Source organism: Sulfuricella sp., from assembly GCF_035531155.1.
Taxonomy (GTDB): domain Bacteria; phylum Pseudomonadota; class Gammaproteobacteria; order Burkholderiales; family Sulfuricellaceae; genus Sulfuricella.
In genome coordinates this window covers 33,615-52,827 of sequence record NZ_DATKTK010000041.1, presented here as the reverse complement: position 1 = coordinate 52,827, position 19,213 = coordinate 33,615, and the positions used below count along the sequence as shown (strand labels likewise).

At 57.7% G+C, this 19,213-nt stretch carries 14 protein-coding genes, 3 tRNA genes and 1 pseudogene; 16 read left to right on the top strand and 2 right to left on the bottom strand.

Going from position 1 to position 19,213, the window contains the following annotated elements; all coding sequences use genetic code 11:
- Positions 1-190, bottom strand: a 190-nt coding sequence (locus tag VMV64_RS08200; RefSeq protein ID WP_325329466.1) for a squalene/phytoene synthase family protein, incomplete at its 3' end; no start/stop codon positions are given.
- Between the two features lie 72 nt (positions 191-262).
- Between VMV64_RS08200 and VMV64_RS08195 the strand changes: the two genes are divergently transcribed.
- The 11 genes from VMV64_RS08195 to VMV64_RS08145 all read left to right on the top strand — a co-directional run bounded on the left by VMV64_RS08195 (position 263) and on the right by VMV64_RS08145 (position 13,092).
- Positions 263-347: transfer RNA gene (locus tag VMV64_RS08195), tRNA-Leu, on the top strand.
- 34 nt (positions 348-381) lie between these two features.
- Complete coding sequence (gene tig / locus VMV64_RS08190) at positions 382-1,689, top strand: trigger factor (protein ID WP_325329463.1); 1,308 nt, start codon at positions 382-384, stop codon at positions 1,687-1,689.
- Positions 1,689-2,318 (top strand): ATP-dependent Clp endopeptidase proteolytic subunit ClpP, encoded by a 630-nt coding sequence (gene clpP, locus VMV64_RS08185; protein ID WP_325329462.1) that lies wholly within the window; start codon positions 1,689-1,691, stop codon positions 2,316-2,318. The genes tig and clpP overlap by 1 nt, the downstream gene beginning before the upstream one ends.
- A gap of 28 nt (positions 2,319-2,346) precedes the next feature.
- Entirely contained in the window at positions 2,347-3,612 is a 1,266-nt protein-coding gene (gene clpX / locus VMV64_RS08180) for an ATP-dependent Clp protease ATP-binding subunit ClpX (protein WP_325329461.1), read from the top strand.
- A gap of 134 nt (positions 3,613-3,746) precedes the next feature.
- The gene (gene lon, locus VMV64_RS08175) at positions 3,747-6,158 is read left to right on the top strand and encodes an endopeptidase La (protein ID WP_325329460.1); all 2,412 of its coding nucleotides are present in this window, start codon (positions 3,747-3,749) and stop codon (positions 6,156-6,158) included.
- A 220-nt stretch (positions 6,159-6,378) separates the two neighbouring features.
- Complete coding sequence (locus tag VMV64_RS08170; protein WP_325329465.1) at positions 6,379-6,669, top strand: HU family DNA-binding protein; 291 nt, start codon at positions 6,379-6,381, stop codon at positions 6,667-6,669.
- Between the two features lie 8 nt (positions 6,670-6,677).
- Positions 6,678-6,753: transfer RNA gene (locus tag VMV64_RS08165), tRNA-Val, on the top strand.
- Between the two features lie 27 nt (positions 6,754-6,780).
- Positions 6,781-6,857, top strand: a tRNA-Asp gene (locus tag VMV64_RS08160).
- Positions 6,858-6,925: 68 nt separating this feature from the next.
- Positions 6,926-8,797: a SurA N-terminal domain-containing protein gene (locus VMV64_RS08155; protein WP_325329459.1), complete on the top strand. Its 1,872-nt coding sequence runs from the start codon at positions 6,926-6,928 to the stop codon at positions 8,795-8,797.
- A gap of 226 nt (positions 8,798-9,023) precedes the next feature.
- On the top strand, positions 9,024-10,256 hold the full coding sequence (locus tag VMV64_RS08150) for a hypothetical protein (protein ID WP_325329458.1): 1,233 nt from the start codon (positions 9,024-9,026) through the stop codon (positions 10,254-10,256).
- 178 nt (positions 10,257-10,434) lie between these two features.
- Positions 10,435-13,092: an EAL domain-containing protein gene (locus VMV64_RS08145; protein WP_325329457.1), complete on the top strand. Its 2,658-nt coding sequence runs from the start codon at positions 10,435-10,437 to the stop codon at positions 13,090-13,092.
- Positions 13,093-13,541: 449 nt separating this feature from the next.
- Here VMV64_RS08145 and VMV64_RS17395 read toward each other — a convergent pair whose 3' ends face one another.
- On the bottom strand, positions 13,542-13,748 hold the full coding sequence (locus VMV64_RS17395) for a TrfB-related DNA-binding protein (protein ID WP_414718865.1): 207 nt from the start codon (positions 13,746-13,748) through the stop codon (positions 13,542-13,544).
- Positions 13,749-15,221: 1,473 nt separating this feature from the next.
- Here VMV64_RS17395 and VMV64_RS17390 point away from each other — a divergent pair.
- The 5 genes and pseudogenes from VMV64_RS17390 to VMV64_RS08120 all read left to right on the top strand — a co-directional run.
- Positions 15,222-15,824, top strand: a pseudogene (locus tag VMV64_RS17390) (methyl-accepting chemotaxis protein); the annotation flags it as partial.
- Between the two features lie 12 nt (positions 15,825-15,836).
- A complete protein-coding gene (locus VMV64_RS08135) occupies positions 15,837-16,205 on the top strand; it encodes a response regulator (RefSeq protein ID WP_325329455.1) in 369 nt (122 codons plus the stop codon).
- A gap of 107 nt (positions 16,206-16,312) precedes the next feature.
- Complete coding sequence (locus VMV64_RS08130; RefSeq protein WP_325329454.1) at positions 16,313-16,618, top strand: STAS domain-containing protein; 306 nt, start codon at positions 16,313-16,315, stop codon at positions 16,616-16,618.
- Positions 16,619-16,645: 27 nt separating this feature from the next.
- The gene (locus VMV64_RS08125; protein WP_325329453.1) at positions 16,646-16,969 is read left to right on the top strand and encodes an STAS domain-containing protein; all 324 of its coding nucleotides are present in this window, start codon (positions 16,646-16,648) and stop codon (positions 16,967-16,969) included.
- 28 nt (positions 16,970-16,997) lie between these two features.
- Positions 16,998-19,193, top strand: a complete 2,196-nt coding sequence (locus VMV64_RS08120) for a chemotaxis protein CheA (RefSeq protein ID WP_325329452.1) — start codon at positions 16,998-17,000, stop codon at positions 19,191-19,193.
- Positions 19,194-19,213: the final 20 nt, after the last annotated feature.

The window sequence follows — 19,213 nt, the reverse complement described above, 5'->3', positions numbered from 1 at the left end:
CGGCGATTTTCGCCAGCTCATCGCGGTATTCCCCGAGCCGGGACAAGCGGCTGTCGGCATCGAGATCGCCTTCGTCGGCGATGTCGTCGGCGCTGCGGGCGAAGGCGTAGATGGCGGCAACAGGTTCGCGCAGCCGGTGCGGCAGCAGCCAGGAGGCGACGGGGAAATTCTCGTAGTGGTCGACCGGCATCGGGATAGGCGAGGCGCGCGTAGAGCGGCGCGGCCGCCAGTATAGAAGCGAATCCATTAGAATAGCAGCTGCGCGAGGGTGGCGGAATTGGTAGACGCACTGGATTTAGGTTCCAGCGCCGCAAGGCGTGGGGGTTCGAGTCCCCCCTTTCGCACCAGACATGCAACAGTCTTTAATTTAGAGGGATAGGAATGGAAACGACTACGGAAAACTCCGGCTCGCTGCAACGCACACTTAATCTGGCGGTATCTCTCGCCAGCATGGAAGCTGAAGTGGGAAACAGGCTAAAACGGCTGGCGCGCACGGTCAAGATGGATGGTTTCCGTCCCGGCAAGGTGCCGATGAAGATTGTGGAGCAGCAATACAGCGGCCAGGTCCGCCAGGAAGTGCTGGGCGAAACTGTACAGAAGAATTTTTCCGAAGCGGTGCGGGCGCAAAACCTGAAGGTGGCTGGTTATCCCCGGATCGAGGCCAAGCCAGCCGAGGGCGAGTCCAAAGATCTGCAGTTCGCTGCGACTTTCGAGGTTTATCCCGATGTCGTGGTGGGCGATATCAGCGGGGTAGCGATCGATCGTCCGAAGGTGGTGGTTGGCGATGCCGAGATTGATAAAACTATCGAAATCCTGCGCAAGCAGCGTGTGACCTATGCGCCGGCCAAGCGTAAAGCAGCAGCCGGCGACCAGGTCGAGATTGACTACCGCGGTACCCTGAATGGAGAGGAATTCCAGGGTGGCAAGGCACAGGGCTATAAGCTGGTGCTGGGCGAAGGTCATACGCTGAAGGATTTTGAAGGGGCTATCCTTGGTATGAAGGTAGGGGAGAGCAAATCGTTTGAATTAACCTTTCCCGAAGATTATCATGCCAAGGAACTGGCCGGAAAAACCGTGACTTTCGCGGTGACGCTGAATCAGGTGGCGGAGCCGCAACTACCGGAAGTCGATGCAGATTTCGCCAAGTCGCTGGGCGTATCGGACGGCAACCTGGAAACCATGCGCAGCGAAATCAAGGCCAACCTGGAGCGCGAAGTGAAGAAGCGCATCGATGGTCGGGTCAAGGAGCGTGTGATGCAGGCTCTGCTCGACGCGACGCCGTTCGAGCAGCCCAGGTCATTGATCGAGATGGAGATTGACCATCTTCGCCAGCAGGCCGGCGAAGATTTGCGTGCTCGTGGCTTGAGCGCCAGCGGCGATATTTCGCTGCCGGCCAATTTATTCGAGGATCAGGCGCGCCGCCGCGTCAGCCTTGGTTTGATCATGTCGGAACTGGTTAATGCGCATCAGTTGCAGGCCAAGCCTGAGCAGGTGCGTGAACTGGTGAATGAGCTGGCGCAGAGCTATGAGGAGCCGGAGCAGGTGCTGGCTTGGTATTATGGTGAACCGAATCGCCTGGCCGCAGTCGAATCGTTGGTCATAGAAGACAATGTAGTCAAGTGGGCGCTGGAACGCGCCAAAGTGGTGGAAGTTTCTTCCGCCTTTGATGAACTGATGGGGAATAATTAATGATTCATAGTCAGAACTGGGAGCCGCAAAACCTGGGTTTGGTCCCGATGGTGATCGAGCAGAGTGGGCGTGGCGAACGCGCGTTTGACATTTATTCTCGCCTGCTCAAGGAGCGGGTGATTTTCCTGGTTGGGCCGGTCAACGATTTGACGGCCAACCTGATTGTGGCGCAGATGCTGTTCCTGGAATCGGACAATCCGGACAAGGATATTTTTTTCTACATCAACTCGCCGGGTGGCTCAGTCAGCGCTGGTATGGCGATTTACGACACCATGCAGTTTATCAAGCCGGACGTCAGCACACTCTGCCTGGGCCAAGCCGCCAGCATGGGTTCATTTTTGCTTGCCGCCGGCGCCAAGGGCAAACGTTTCTGCCTGCCGAACTCCCGTGTGATGATTCATCAACCGTCGGGCGGCTTCCAGGGTCAGGCCTCCGACATTGAAATCCATGCCAAGGAAATCCTATACTTGAGACAGCGTCTGAATACGATGCTGGCTCACCACACCGGCCAGTCCGTTGAAACCATTGAAAAGGACAGCGACCGCGATAATTTCATGAGCGGCGAGGAAGCGGTAAAATATGGGCTGGTGGATAAAGTACTGGCGAATCGAACCGATTTTGCTGGTTGATGCCCAAAATATTTGAGGAAAACTGAAAATGTCTGATAAAACCGGCGGCGAAAAACTGCTTTACTGCTCGTTCTGCGGCAAAAGCCAACATGAAGTGCGTAAATTGATTGCCGGCCCGTCCGTGTTTGTCTGCGATGAGTGCGTCGAGCTGTGCAACGACATTATTCGCGAGGAGGCGCAGGGCGATCAGTCGTCAAAGGCTGGTGCTTCCGACCTGCCGGTGCCGCAGGAAATTTGCCAGATGCTCGACGAATATGTGATCGATCAGCCGAAGGCGAAGAAAATCCTCTCTGTCGCCGTTTACAATCACTACAAGCGGCTCAAGAACAGTTCGAAGACCGACGAGGTCGAGCTGGCCAAGAGCAATATCCTGCTGATTGGCCCAACCGGCTCCGGCAAGACCCTGCTGGCCCAGACTCTGGCGCGCATGCTCAATGTGCCTTTCGTTATCGCCGATGCCACCACCCTGACTGAAGCCGGTTATGTCGGCGAGGACGTCGAAAACATCATCCAGAAACTGCTACAGAAATGTGATTACGATGTGGAGAAGGCGCAACGTGGCATTGTCTACATTGATGAAATCGACAAGATTTCTCGCAAATCCGACAACCCGTCGATTACCCGCGATGTGTCCGGTGAAGGTGTACAGCAGGCACTGCTCAAGCTGATTGAGGGCACCACTGCCTCGGTGCCGCCGCAGGGCGGACGCAAACACCCTAATCAGGAATTCGTTCAGATTGATACCACCAACATTCTGTTCATCTGCGGTGGTGCGTTCAGCGGCCTGGACAAGGTGATTCGCATGCGCTCCGAGAAGGGTGGCATCGGCTTTGGCGCTGAAGTGAAGAGCAAGGACGACCGCAAGGAAATCGGTGCCGTGCTGCGTGATGTCCAGCCGGAAGACCTGATCAAGTTCGGCCTGATCCCTGAATTTGTCGGTCGCCTGCCCGTTGTCGCGACTCTCGAGGATCTCGACGAGCACGCCCTGATGCGCATCCTGACCGAGCCTAAGAATGCCCTGATCAAGCAGTATCAAAAACTCTTCGCGATGGAAGGGGTCGAATTGGAGTTCAGGGAAAATTCTCTGCTCGCCATTGCCAAGAAAGCACTAGCGAGAAAGACCGGTGCCCGAGGCTTGCGTTCGATTCTGGAACATACGCTGCTGGATATCATGTTCGACTTGCCCTCCATGAGTAATGTCGCCAAGGCAGTGATTGACGACGGGGTGGTCAGGGGAGAGAGCCAACCGCTCCTGATTTACGCCGATCAGCCGAAGGTGGCCGGCACTGCCTGATGTTTTGCCGCCGCTTCCCCAGCGGCGGCTGGTTTCGCTTTCTGTGGGCGGCGTTCGAATTTTTTAAGATGCTCTTGAATTGCCGCAAGTCGTCCCTACCTTTGTAGCTGTAAGTTAAATTTCAGGTGGAGCCCATGACTGTACACAATGACTCGTTAGATCAATCCGTGACACTGCCGCTGCTGCCGCTGCGCGACGTGGTGGTGTTCCCGCACATGGTGATCCCACTGTTCGTAGGTCGGCCCAAGTCCATCAAGGCGCTGGAAACTGCCATGGAGTCCGGGAAACACATCATGTTGGTGGCGCAGAAGTCCGCGGCCAAGGACGAGCCCGTGCCGGAGGACCTGTATGAAGTCGGCTGCATGGCCAGCATCCTGCAGATGCTGAAACTGCCCGATGGCACCGTCAAGGTGCTGGTGGAAGGCAGTCAGCGCGCTCAGGTTACCAAATTTTCCGATGCCAAGACCCACTTCGTCGCGGAAGCCGATCTGATCGCGCAGGAAGAAGGCGACGAAAACGAGATCGAGGCCTTGCGTCGCGGCCTTTTCGCGCAGTTCGACCAGTACGTCAAGCTCAACAAGAAGATTCCGCCGGAGATCCTCACCTCGCTGGCCAGCATAGATGAGGCGGGGCGCCTGGCTGATACCATCGCCGCTCACCTGCCGCTCAAGATCGAGCAGAAGCAGGAAATCCTGGAAATGGTGAGCGTGCAAAAACGCTTGGAGCACATGCTCGGCATTCTGGATGCGGAAATCGATATCCTCCAGGTGGAAAAGCGCATCCGAGGCCGTGTCAAACGCCAGATGGAGAAGAGCCAGCGCGAGTATTACCTGAATGAGCAGGTCAAGGCGATCCAGAAAGAGCTGGGCGATTTGGAGGAAGGCTCGGATCTGGACGAGTTGGAAAAGAAAATCAAGGCGGCTTCCATGCCCAAGGAGGCACTTGCCAAGGCTGAATCCGAATTGAAGAAGCTACGCCTGATGTCGCCGATGTCTGCGGAAGCAACGGTGGTGCGCAACTTCATTGATGTGCTGACCGGGTTGCCGTGGAAGAAGAAAACCAAGATCAGCAAGGATCTGAAAGCGGCCGAAGCGGTGCTGGAGAAGGATCACTACGGCTTGGAGAAGGTTAAGGAACGTATTGTCGAATATCTGGCAGTGCAGCAGCGCGTGGATAAATTCAAGGCGCCAATTCTGTGTCTAGTCGGCCCGCCCGGAGTAGGCAAGACCTCCCTGGGTCAGTCCATCGCCCGCGCAACCAATCGCAAATTTATCCGCATGGCTCTGGGCGGGGTGCGCGATGAAGCCGAGATTCGTGGACATCGCCGCACCTACATCGGTTCCATGCCGGGCAAGGTGTTGCAGAGTATGGCCAAGGTCGGCGTGCGTAATCCGCTGTTCCTGCTGGATGAAGTGGACAAGATGGGAATGGATTTCCGCGGCGACCCATCCTCGGCGTTGCTGGAGGTGCTCGACCCGGAGCAGAACCATACCTTCGTCGACCACTATGTCGAGGTGGAGTATGACCTGTCCGACGTGATGTTCGTGGCCACTTCCAACTCCCTGAATATCCCCGGTCCGCTACTTGACCGGATGGAGGTGATTCGCCTGTCCGGCTATACCGAGGACGAGAAGATCAACATCGCGATGCGCTACCTGCTGCCGAAGCAGTTGAAGCTGCACGGACTTAAAGATGAAGAGGCCAGTATCGCCGAAAGCGCCGTGCGCGACATCGTCCGCTATTACACCCGTGAGGCGGGGGTGCGTAGCCTGGAGCGGGAAATCGCCAAAATTTGCCGCAAGGTGGTGAAAGCGCTGCTGCTCAAGAAGGGCAAAGGCAAGATCGCGGTGACCGCGCGCAGCCTTGATAAGTACTTGGGTGTGCGCCGTTACAGCTACGGTATGGCCGAGCAGAATAACCAGGTTGGCCAGGTGACGGGGCTTGCCTGGACCGAAGTGGGCGGCGAGTTGCTGACCATCGAGGCGGTGGCGCTGCCCGGCAAGGGTAAGATGATCACCACGGGCAAGCTCGGCGAGGTGATGCAGGAATCGATTCAGGCGGCACTTTCCGTGGTGCGCAGCCGCTCGCGCGCGCTAGGCATCCCCGAGGATTTTTATCAGAAGAACGATGTCCACATTCACCTGCCGGAAGGAGCCACGCCCAAGGATGGGCCTAGCGCTGGTATTGCCATCACCACCGCGATGGTATCCATCCTGACCGGAATTAAGGTGCGGGCAGATGTCGCGATGACCGGCGAGATCACGCTGCGTGGTGAGGTTTTGCCGATCGGCGGATTGAAAGAGAAGCTGCTGGCTGCTCACCGTGGCGGGATTAAAACTGTCTTGATTCCTCTTGAGAACGTCAAGGATCTGGTCGAGATCCCGGATAACATCAAAAACCGGCTGGATATCCACCCGGTTAAGTGGATAGACGAAGTGCTCGGTTATGCGCTCGAGCGCAAGCCGGAGCCGCTGCCAGAGGTGGCTCCGACAACACCCATGCCGCCGGTTGAAGAGAAAACAGAGGACGCCGTCATCAAGCATTAACTCGCATCTCGCTTCGCTCAAAGCCAACCCGGCAACTCGCCGCTCGGGTTGGCTTTTTTATTTTCATTGTATCCGTCATATTTGTGGCACAAAATTTGCTCTCTGCCCGAGCCCCTTATATGACGCCCTTAAATTAGATTAATTTTGCTGAAACCGCTTGACACATGGTTTTGCGGCTTGTTATAAGGTGAGTGCAGGACTAAACTTGTTTCTCAACCGAATAGAAAGGGGACTACACGTGAACAAATCCGAGTTGATTGATGCAATCGCTAAATCCGCCGATATGTCCAAGGCTGCTGCTGGCCGTGCTCTGGATGCCGCTATTGGTGCCGTTAAAGTCGCGCTGAAAAAGGGTGATATGGTTACCCTGGTTGGTTTTGGTACGTTCTACGTGGGCAAACGCGCCGCTCGCAATGGCCGCAATCCTCGCACCGGCGAAACCATCAAGATCAAGGCAGCTAAAGTGCCGAAGTTCCGTTCTGGCAAAGCGCTGAAGGATGCTGTAAACTAGCAAACTTCGGGTGCTTAGCTCAGTTGGTAGAGCGTCGCCCTTACAAGGCGAATGTCGGCGGTTCGACCCCGTCAGCACCCACCATTAAGTTTTGAATTTTTTAGGTATTATGGAGTGGTAGTTCAGTCGGTTAGAATACCGGCCTGTCACGCCGGGGGTCGCGGGTTCGAGTCCCGTCCACTCCGCCATACATGGGCGAACGCTGTTTCGCCCATTTTTTTTGTGCTTCCCACTATGGGGCCGAGGTGTTCGTAATATGCTGGAAATCATTCGAGAACGCGCTCAGGGTTTAATCGTCAAAATTATCCTGGGCCTGATTACCATTCCCTTCGCATTATGGGGAGTGGACTCCTACATTCGCGGTGGTGACAAGGTCGATATCATTGCCAAGGTGGATGGCCAGAACATCACCAGGCAGGAATTCAGCCGGACTTTAAAGGAACAACAGGACCGGATGCGTGGCGCGATGGGAGAGCGCTTTGATCCGACCATACTGGATCGTCCTGAAGTTCGCCAGTCCGTCCTGGATGGACTGGTTCAGCAGCACTTGCTGGTCCTGGAGGCTAACCGCGTCGGGATTAATCTGCCCGATACACTGCTCGCCTCGATTATTGCCGAGATCCCGGAATTCCAACAGGACGGCAGGTTTTCCCAGGCTCGGTATGAATCCATGATACGCGCACAGGACATGACCCCTGCGGTTTTCGAGAATCGTTTGCGCCAGAATCTGGTGATTCAGCAGTTGTTCGAAGGGTTGTCCCATGGCGTTGCCGTGCCGCGCTCATCAGAGGAAATGGTTGCACGACTGGCCGAGCAGCAGCGTGAAATCAGCCAGGCGATGCTGACGCCCGAGCAATACATGATTCAGCTGAAAGTGGACCCCGCCGACGTCAAGGCCTACTATGACAAACACCGCGAGGAATTCCTTGTTCCCGAGCAGGCTCGGCTTGACTATGTGGTATTGTCGGCGGATGAGTTGCAGCAGCAGATGGTTGTCAGCGATGAAGAAGTGAAAAAATATTATGATGAGCATAGCGCCCAATACAATGAACCGGAGCAACGCAGAGCGAGTCATATCCTGATTGCCGAACGCGCTCAGGCCGAGCAGGTTCTGAAAGAAATCAAACAGAACCCGGCAAAGTTCGAGGATCTCGCCAAACAGTACTCCAAGGACCCAGGTTCCGCGACCAAAGGAGGAGATCTAGGTTTTTTCGCACGCGGTGCGATGGTCAAGCCGTTTGAGGATGCCGTGTTTGGCATGAAGGGTGGAGAAATCTCCGGCCTGGTTCAATCCGATTTCGGTTTCCATATCATCAAATTGACAGCGATCCGGCAAGGTGGCGCTCGCAGCCTTGATGTGGTCAGGGGAGAAATCGCGCAGGAACTGAAGAAACAGAAGGCGGTCAAGAAATTCGCCGAGTTGGCTGAAACTTTCAGTAACACGGTTTACGAGCAGCCGGACAGCCTCAATCCAGTGGCTGAAGCGCTGAAATTAAAAATTCAGTCTAGCCCGTGGATCAGCAAAAAAGGGGCGGACATGGCCCTGCTGAATCATCCCAAGCTGTTGCAGGCGGTGTTTTCAGAGGACGCGCTCAAGCTCAAACGCAACACTGAAGCGGTCGAGGTTGCGCCGAATACGCTAGTGGCCGCGCACGTAGCAGAATACAAGGCTGCCAGCTATAAGCCGTTCGAGGAGCTGAGCACGGAACTGTCCAAGCGTTTGCTGCGTGAGCAGGGCAATGCCATGGCAGTGAAGCAAGGCAAGGATGCGTTAGCCAGCCTGCAGAAAGGTGGTGCAGTTGCCGATTTGAAATGGGGCGCGCCGATCCTGATCAACCGTGAAAATGCCTCCAGTATGGGCAAGGATGCGTTGAACCAGATTTTCCGGGCGGATGCGGGCAAACTGCCGGCCTACACGGGTATCGAGAACCCCAAGGGCGGGTATACCCTGATCAAGGTTAGCAAGGTTGTCGAGCCCGGTGCAATCGACCCGGCGAAAAAGAAAGCCTACGCCAACCAGTTGCGGCAGGCACTTGCACAAGAATATTCCTCGGCCTACCTGGCGAGCCTGAAGCAGAAGGCGGATATCAGCATCAAGAAAGAAAAGCTGGAAAAGGTCGAGCACTAAGCGGCTTGGCCTTTTCCTTGGTGCGCCCGGCAAGCGGGAATCAAACAGGCCCCTTTCGAAATTGACCATCAGTTCGCCGCCATGGTTGGCGGAAAAGCCGATTACCCCGGCGTCGCCGAGTGAGAGCGGCATTCGATGGCGTTAGCCGGCAGTCCATTTGGCACCATGCCAGGCAGCACTCTCCCAAGCATCTTCATCGTATCCCCAAGGGTTTGTGTCTGCGCCGATGAAATTTTATAAAATTGATGCCGCCCTGCTCGGTAAAATCGTGCTCGCCCGCTTTCTGGAATTGCCGCTGCGGGCTATCGACCGTCTTGTGACTCAGGTGGAATCCTCCGCCGGGTTTTCCACCCTGCGCCCCTGGGTGACCGTGGGTCGATTGGAAGGCGCGCGGGTGGCGCATGATGCGGCCGCCATCCCAAAAAACCAGGCATCCCCGTTCCTGGGAGAGGTTCGCGAGGCGGGCCGGGGCCTGATGTTCCTCTACCACCGCGACAGCTACGCGCGGGAGTACCGGTTCGATGAGGAGGGGGTGAACCACCTGATGTCCCGCCCGGACTTCCCGGCGGAACTGGCGGGCGTATTGCGCAGGTTGCGCCTCATCAATACCAGAAACCGGCTCACCCACGCGCTGATGCAGGCGGTGCTGATATCGCAAGCGGCGTATCTGCGTTCCGGGCAGGCCTTGGCGCTCCTACCCCTGACCCAAGCGGAGATTTCCGCCCGGCTGCGGTCGGAGTCGAATCTTTCCGTGGTGGCGGATCCGGGCCGGATCTCCCGCTTGGTGCGCGGATTGTCGATCGCGCTGCCGAACGGCAAAGCGGTGCCGTTGGGCGGACTTTTCCCGAAGCCGCGGCAGGTTCATTGCCATTTCGTGGATCATGTGATAAAAGAGGAAAAAGCTTGGATGCTCCAAGGGGTATTGCGGGAGCCGCTGACGGACGGGGCCATCGCTGCCATCCTCGAGCGGGAATACGGCATCCGGTTGTCGCGGCGCACTGTGGCCAACATCCGGCACGACTTGGCGATTCCCGATTACAAGAGCCGCAGCCAGCGCACGGATTACTTGGTGGCCACAGAGGGATTTTCCACGCTGGTGCCGCTGACCTCGCAAGCCCTGCGCATCGTGGTTCCGACCCATCCCGGCGTGTACGAGATCCGGGCGGGTATTGCTTCCTGTCCTGGTGGAGAAGAGGCAGAGTGGTCGGAGAAAAACGTACCGCTTGGGTCGCATCGCGTGGTGTACATCGGTTCGGCCGGGGATTTGCGCAAGCGCCTGGGCGACCACCTGCGCGGTAGCAGCGGCAACGCGTTGCTTTATCGGCACATCGCCGACGGCGCCGCGCGGGTGCGGTTTCGTCTGATCAGCGACGGATGGCGCTTGGTGGAGCGGGATCTGTACCGGGTGTTTTGCGAAACCTTCGGCGCACCGCCGCCGTGCAATCGCATGAGTCCTTGAGAAAAAGAAAAGCCTGTGGCAGCGGGGTTCCCATATGCCAAAGTCGGACGCAAAGAACGAACAAGACCAATAAAGGTTAGGTGACCTAGTATGGAAGAAATCTTGCGCAAGCAAGCAAGCAAGCAAGCTTGACGGCGGTTTCATCTCCCTTTCCTGGCTTACGGTGAGATCCGGGAACATGAAGCCCCTGGAGAAGGCTGTCGAGGCCGTGGTGCGGGTGCTCGGCATCGACGATGTCGCTGTCGCCCGGCGCAAGGCCTTTCTGGAATTCACCGACGACGACGTCGCGCGGTTGCGAACGCTGCACGAAGCCCTGCAAACCCAGGCGCCGGATTTCGTCAACGCCTTTTACACCCATCTCCTGGTCTTCGAGGAAACACGGGCGCTGTTGCCCGACGCGCAAACGCTCGAGCGTTTGAAGTGCAGCCAGGCGGCGTATTTTAGCGGCCTTACCGCCGGCGACTACGGCCGGGAGTATATCCACCACCGCCTGCGCGTGGGGGTGGCCCACCAGCGCGTCGGGCTTGCTCCGGAATGGTATCTGGGCGCCTACAGTAAGTACCTGTCGGGGTTACTCCCCGAACTCTGGCCGCGGCTTGGGGGCGACCCCGAGGCCTTTGTTGCCACCTGCCAGGCGCTGATCAAGATCGTCCTGCTGGACATGGGGCTTGCCATCGACACCTATATCCAGGCCGACCGGCAATCCATGATGACGCTGAAAGAGTATGCCGACATCGTGTTCGCCAGCATCCCCGACGGCCTGCTGGTGCTCTCGTCCGATCTCACCGTTTTGTCCGCCAACCGGGCTCTCTTGGATCGCTTCGGATTCACGGAGGAGGCCGTGCGCGGTCGCTATCTGATGGAGGTGCTCGCAGCTGATGGGCTGCGGGGGCGTGCCCTTGAAGTCCTGGCCACCGGGGGCGTCCAGCATGACGTGCTCTTCAGCATGGGGCCGGCGGATTGCTCCGAGCGCAAACCGGTACGCGTGACGCTGACTGGAATCCGCCTTGCAGAAGAAGAAGAAGAAGAAGAAGAAGCCCGGCTTCTTTTGATCGTGGAGGACTTGACCGAAGAGCAGGCATTGCGCGCTGCCGCGCTGGAATCCGAGCGCCGTTTCCGGGACCTGGCGGAAACTGCCCACGATGGGATCATCATGACCGATCCCCAGGGAAAAATCGCCTATTTCAACCGGGCGGCGGAGCGCATGTTCGGCTATCGCCGCCACCAGATGCTGGGACAGATGATCGGCAGGGTATTGCCGGAGCCCCTGTTCTGCCAACCGGATGAAGGATTGCAGCGCACGTCGGTGTGGGAAGGCCAAGGTCGCCGCCGGGACGGCGCCATTTTTATGGTGGAGGGATCCAGCAGCGTTTTCGAAGGATCCACGGGGCGTTTTATTACCTACGTACTACGCGACCTGACCGAGCGCAAACAGTTCGAGCGCCAGTTGATGCACTTGGCCAATCACGATCCGCTGACCAATCTCCCCAACCGCAAGTTCTTCCGGGAGCGCCTCGGCATCAGCCTGGATGAAGCGGCGTTGAACGGGGAGCAGTTGGCGCTGCTGTTTCTCGACCTGGACCGGTTCAAACTGATCAACGACACCCTGGGCCATGCGCTGGGCGACAAGCTGCTGCTTATAGTGGCCGAGCGGCTCGCCGGCTGCTTTCGCAAGGGCGACGTTCTGGCCCGCCAGGGGGGCGACGAGTTCGTGGTGGCGCTACAGGGGCTTTCCGGGAGGCAGGATACCGTCCTCGTCGCCCAGAAAATCCTGGATGCCCTCGCTCACCCCTTCCAGCTGGAAGACCACGAAGTCTTCGTCTCCGCAAGTATCGGCATCGCCTTCCATCCCTTGGACGCCATCGATGCGGACAACCTCATCCGGTGCGCCGACAGCGCCATGTACCAAGCCAAGGAACAAGGCTTGGGGTATCAGTTCTACCGGCCCGAGCTGGAAAAACTGTCGTCGGAGCGGCTTACCCTGGAAAACAGCCTGCGCAAGGCCTTGGAACGCGGCGAGTTGCGGCTTCACTACCAGCCCAAGGTGAACCTCGCGACCGGGGCCGTGATCGGGCTGGAGGCGCTGCTGCGCTGGGCGCATCCGGCTAGGGGCATGATCCCGCCCGACCAGTTTATTCCCCTGGCGGAGGAAACCGGACTGATCGTTCCGATCGGCGAATGGGTCTTGCGGACAGCGTGTTTGCAGATCAAGGCCTGGCAAGGGGAAGGGATGCCCCTTCTCCCAGTGGCGGTGAACCTGTCGGCGCGCCAATTCAGGCATTTATCGGCCAGCGGTGAAACAGAGGGGAGCCCGTCCTCGGGTGAAGCGGCCAGAGTTCACGACCTGGTTGAAACCATCGAGCGGGTGCTGCGGGAAACGGGGGTGGATCCATCCTGCCTGGAATTGGAGATTACCGAAAGCATTCTGATGCAAAACCTCTCGACGGCGGCAGTGACCCTGCAAGCGCTGAACGCAAAGGGAATGCGCATCTCCATCGACGATTTCGGAACCGGCTATTCTTCGCTGAGCTATCTCAAGCGCCTGCCCATCGACACCATCAAGATCGATAAATCCTTCGTAGGGGATATTACGACTGACCCGGATGACGCGGCGATCGTGGCCGCCATCATCGCCATGGCCCACAGTCTGCGCCTCAGGGTGGTGGCCGAAGGGGTGGAAACGCAGGAACAGTTCGACTTCCTTCTCGAACGGGGCTGCGACGCCATGCAAGGCTATTTTTTCAGCAAACCGCTGCCAGCGGAGGGAATTCTCCCTCTGCTGCAGAATGCACAGAATTCGGTAGTGTCCGGCAATTTGCCGGTTATTGCCATATAAGATTTTGATCGGATTTATAAAAACATGTGTTTAAGGGTATCACCGATTTGAACGTGAGTCTGGGAAACTTGGAAATTTCCTTTCCCAGGGTTTTCCGTTATGCACTCCGGCAAATCGGTGTTTGCGCAACTCATGGAGCATTTGCCCCTGCACACATTCCGTCGTTGTGTCCAACGCTATCCTTCATGCGCAAATCCGGATTGCCATTACCGTCTATGTCCTGGCGGCGATTGTAAAGAAGAGCCTCAAAAGCGAGGCGTCGCTCAACGCCAGGTTGGAGACGAAGTCTATGTATCCCGTCATTGCCCTTCGAATTTGAATCCGCGTTATTCCATTTCTCAATCAAATCGGTGTTTTTGTAGGAGCGCCTTCAGGCGCGATATGCCTTGTTTCGCGCCTGAAGGCGCTCTTCCATTCCGCACAATGTCACTTTTGATTGCGAAACGGAATTAAAACTTCCTTCCGCAACACGGGCAGACGTTCGCTGCCCGTGCCACCTTGTTCACGGCCGTTGATACGGCCTGCCGGCTCACCCCAAGCCGGCGTGCAACCTCGGCTTGAGCAATTCCCTCAACCAATACCATTCTCGCTGCGTCTCGCATTTTTTCATTAAGCCTTGTGAGCTGGATGGCTTGATCGAAGTTTTTTTGGTTCATATATGTTGACAAAGTATTGACGTTTGTTAATAATGAAATCAGTGGTATCCGGAAGTTTTGCTTAAAGCTGTTATGAAACGATTTGATTGAGGATAAGAATGCTCGTGCTCATGAGTGTTACCTGGTTAATGGCCTATGCTTTCGACGCCACGCCACGCCGCAAGCTTTCCGTGGGGTCGCGCACCAAGCAAAGCCCTACTTGCTCGATCTGCGGGGCAACATTCCGGCGTAACGAGCATCAGCGAGGGTGAAGATGTACGAGGCTAACGTCCTCGACGAAACTTCCTCCCGAAGCGGGACTACTAAATTATGGATTCGGGGTTTCTGGGTTTCTCTCCCGTTTGTGTCGCCTGCATTGTCTTCGCGCCAAGCCATATAGGGTTTGTCGCCGTGCCTATTCCCATCCCGTCGACAAATCCACCGGTTTGCGCTGCGACCAGACGATCTTTCTGACGAAGGATAATTCCAGCAAGAATTACTCGCAGCACCTGCGCTGGCGTTCGCTTCTTCGATGCCGAACACAGCAGGCATCTGGTCTTAATTGACCAACAACTTCGAACTTGCCCGCGTTGACTCTACGTCTCTATCACCGCCGCTGACAGGTCGAGCAAGTGGATCAAGAGCATCTCCGAAAATGAAGGAGACCATCCCGTTGGGGCTTTTAGTATAAGTGGTAGATGAACTCCATATTTTAGATATTTACCAAAAATGGCGACTATCCCATTAAGGATTTTGGGGTATCAAGGGCAGGCGATCAAGGACATTCGCGTGGATGAAGCTGCCGGACAGGGATATTGGAACATTGGCCGGAATACTGGCCGACCTGACCGACGGTTCGTGCCGTACTAACTAAAGAACTCATATAAAGCTGAAAAGATGCAAGTGAAGAAATATAAGCATTTCGCAAATTGGGGGGGGTATCCGCTGGTTCCCGCTGTGCTCGGTGCGGTGTCATTGCCGCTCGCGGGTGGGATGGGGGTGGCCAATCTGGTCGCGGCGGCGGGGCTGGTCGCCGTCGGGGTGGTTTCGGGTGCGCTCCTGGCCAAACGCCACGCCACTGCGCTGGAAAGCGCAATGGCCGAGCGCGAAGGCACTTGCCAGGAACAATACCGGGCCGATGTGGAAACCTTCCTCGCCGGGCTGGGCGGGCTGGAAAGCGAAGTCACCTCGCTGTGGGTCAAGCAGATCGAAACCGGCAGGAGCGAAAGCGAGCAAGCCATGATCGAGCTCACCGCGCGTTTTTCCGGCATCGTCGACAAACTCGACGAAGCCGTAAAGGCATCCAGCCTCTCAGCCGAATCCGTAGACAACGCCCAGGGCCTGGTAGCCGTATTTGCCCAAAGCGAAATCCAATTGCAATCGGTGATCGAGTCCCTCAGAGCCGCACTGGGCCACAGCGACGACCTGTTGGGCGGAGTAGGCAACCTGGTGCAGTTCATCGAGCAATTAAAGGAAATGGCCGTAGCGGTCGCCAGCATCGCCGACCAGACCAACCTGCTCGCACTCAACGCAGCGATCGAAGCCGCGCGTGCCGGCGAAGCCGGGCGCGGGTTTGCCGTCGTCGCGGACGAAGTAAGGAAGCTCTCCAACAAATCGGGCGAAACCGGCCGGCGCATCACCGAAAAGGTCAGGGTGATCAGCGAGGCCATCTCCAGTGCTTTCGAAACTGCCGAAAGTTCCGCTGAACAGGACAATGCTTCGGTCGCCAATTCCGAAGCGGTCATCCGCGGCGTGCTGGACGACTTCAGGCAAGTAACCGGCGGGCTGGTGGAAGCGGCGGCGATCCTGCGCACCACCGGCGCCGGGATCAAGAACGAAGTTGCCGAATCGCTGGTGCAGTTCCAGTTCCAGGATCGGGTCAGCCAGATACTGTGTCACGTGCGCGACAACATCAACACCTTCCCTGTCTACCTCCAGCAGAACGAACAGAAATACCGCGAACAGGGCCGCCTGATGGCGATCGACTGGTCCGGCCTGCTGCACGAACTGGAGCGCTCCTACGCGACCACCGAAGAGCACAGCAACCACGGCGGCAAGCAGGCTGCCGCAGCGGATGACGAAATCACATTTTTTTAGGAGACAAACGCCATGGCTAAAACAATCCTGATCGTGGACGACTCTGCCACCCTGCGCCAGGTCGTTTCCATCGCCCTCAAGGGCGCCGGTTACGACGTCATCGAAGGATCGGACGGCAAGGACGCGCTCGCCAGGCTCACCGGACAGAAAGTGCACCTCATCATCAGCGACGTCAACATGCCCAACATGGACGGCATCACCTTCGTCCAGGAAGTGAAGAAACTCGCCGATTACAAGTTCACGCCGGTCATCATGCTCACCACCGAAGCCGGCGAGGACAAAAAATCCGCCGGCCAGGCGGCGGGTGCCAAGGCCTGGGTGGTCAAGCCGTTCAAGCCGGAACAGATGCTCACCGCCGTCTCGAAGCTGATTCTGCCCTGATCCTGCAAAAAGGCGAAAAACGCATACCGCAAGAAGGCTGATTCTGGTTGCGAACCTTCACCGCATTCGGAGCAAAAAGCCGGACCGGCTGTCAGGAGAAAAGAAACATGGTAGCCATCGAGAAACAGGGGAAATGCAACAAACTGCTGATCGGAGTGGATGTGACCGCTTCCACGGCAGGCACGCTGTGGAACGTCTTTCTCGCGAATCTTGATGATTGCGAGGAAATGGAAATCAACCTCTCGCAGGTGAACATGGTGGATACCGAAGGCTTGCGCTGGGTGCGGAAAGCCATGATTGAAGCATCAAGGAACGGAAAGAGCTTGCGGTTTGTTTCCGGCAGGCCTGAGACGCCGGAGGTGTTGAGCCTATATCGCATTTTTTGCGAATTCGTCGAGCCGGCGGCCCGTTAACCTGTTTTGGAAAGGAAGGAGAAAGCTATGACGATAAGCATCGAAAAGCGCGACGGGACTTGCACACTGCGCCCCGAAGGCGAAATGACCATCTACACCGCAGCCGAATACAAGACCCGGCTGGGGGCCGCACTGGAACAGTGCCGCGAACTGGAAATCGACCTGTCCCAGGTGAGCGAGATCGACACTGCCGGCCTGCAGCTGCTGATCCTCGCCAAGCGCGAATGCATGGCACGCACTTGCAGTCTTCACCTGGTCGGGCACAGTCAGGCGGTGATGGAAGTGCTCGACCTGTGCAACATGACCGCATTCTTTGGCGACCCGGTCGTCATCCCCTCCGACGCACATTAAGAACCGGCCGCAACAGGAGCGAAACAGCATGAACATGGACCAGGCACTGCAAACCTTCATCGTCGAAAGCCGCGAATTGCTACAGGAAATGGAAGACGGACTGCTCGGCATCGAGCACGAAGCGAACCGGACCGAATCGATCAACGCCATATTCCGCGCCGCGCACACCATCAAGGGCTCGGCCGGCCTGTTCGGCCTGGACGACATCGTCGCCTTCACCCACGTCGCCGAAAGCGTACTGGACAAGGTGCGCGCCGGAAAGCTCGAACTGGGCGCCGACCTGGTCGCCCTGTTCCTGTCCTGCGGCGACCATATCGCAACCCTGGTGGACTGCATCGCCGCAGGTGAAAACGAACTGGGCGAAGACGACCGGGTCAAGGGTGCCGGCTTGATGGAAAAGCTCTCGGTATACCTGGGTGCCCCCAAACAGGCTGAGGCCAAAAACCAGGCCGGCATGCCGCAACAAACCGAAGCCAAGGTCGAAGCATCGGGCGGCGGGATGGTGGACAACGACAACTGGCACATCTCCCTGCGCTTCGGACGCGACGTCTTGCGCAACGGCATGGACCCCCTGTCGTTCTTCCGCTATCTGGGAACGCTCGGCGAAATCGTCGCCATCTCATCGCTGTGCGATGCCATGCCGCCGGCCGCCGAAATGGACCCGGAATCCTGCTACATGGGGTACGAAATCAACTTCAAGAGCGCCGCCGACAAGGCCGCCATCGAAGGCGTATTCGAGTTCGTGCGCGACGACTGCCGCATCCACATCCTGCCCCCGAAGAGCCGGATTGCCGATTTCGTCGCAATGATCAAGGCGCTGCCCGAGGAAGATATGCGCATTGGCGAAATCCTGGCGCGCTGCGGCACGCTGACGGCGCGCGAACTGGATGAGGTTCTGGCGATCCAGGACCAGGAAAACACGGGTGCTGAAACGCCGTCGGAAGAATCCAGGAAGCCCTTGGGCGAGATCGCCGTGGAACAAGGCCTGGTTCAACCCGCCGTGGTGGATGCCGCCCTGGAAAAGCAGAAGCAGGTCAAGGAGAGCAAGGCCAAGGAAAACAACGTGGTTCGGGTGGACGCGGAACGGCTCGACCATCTGATCAACCTGGTGGGCGAACTGGTGATCGCCGGCGCCTCCGCCTCGCTGCTCGCCCATCGCGGGGGCGACACGCTGCTGCAGGAAGCCGCCTCCAACGTCTCCCGGTTGGTGGAAGAAATCCGCGACGGGGCCCTGCAGTTGCGGATGGTGCAGATCGGCGAAACCTTCAAGCGCTTCAACCGGGTGGTGCGCGACGTCAGCCGCGAGCTGGGCAAGGACATCGAACTGGCGATCAGCGGCGCCGAAACCGAGCTCGACAAAACCGTCGTCGACAAGATCGGCGACCCGCTGATGCACCTGGTGCGCAATTCCATGGATCACGGCATCGAATCGGCCGAAGTGCGGCTCGCACGCGGCAAATCCGCCAAGGGGAAGGTGAAGCTCAACGCCTATCACGAATCCGGCAGCATCGTGATCGAAGTGGGCGACGACGGCGGCGGCCTCAACCGGGAAAGAATCCTGCGCAAGGCCGTGGAAAAAGGCCTCGTCGGCGCAGACCAGAACCTCAGCGACCAGGAAGTCTACAACCTCATCTTCGAAGCCGGCTTCTCCACCGCCGATCAGGTGTCCAACCTTTCCGGGCGCGGCGTCGGGATGGACGTGGTGCGCCGCAACATCGAAGCGCTGCGCGGCACCATCGAACTGGAATCCGGAGAGGGGGTCGGTTCCACCACCCGCATCCGGCTGCCGCTGACGCTTGCCATCATCGACGGCTTCCTGATGGGGGTGGGCAGCGCCGCCTACGTCGTACCGCTCGAGATGGTGGTGGAGTGCATGGAGCTGAGCGAAGCCGAGCGCCAGGAAGCCTACGGGCGCAACTTCATCAACCTGCGCGGCCAGGCGCTGCCCTTCGTCCGGTTGCGCGAGCAGTTCCGCGAGCCGGGCAAGCCCGGCCGCCGGGAAAACATCGTCGTGGTGCAGTACGGCAACCAGAAGGCGGGGTTCGTAGTGGACGAACTGATGGGCGAATTCCAGACGGTGATCAAGCCGCTGGGCAAGCTGTTCGGCAACCTTAAGGGCATCAGCGGCTCCACCATTCTGGGCACTGGGGAAGTGGCGCTGATCCTGGATGTGCCAGCGCTGATCCAGCATGCGGTGCAAGTGGAAACGGTGTCAGCGGTTTAAGCAGTCATTCGATAAATTCA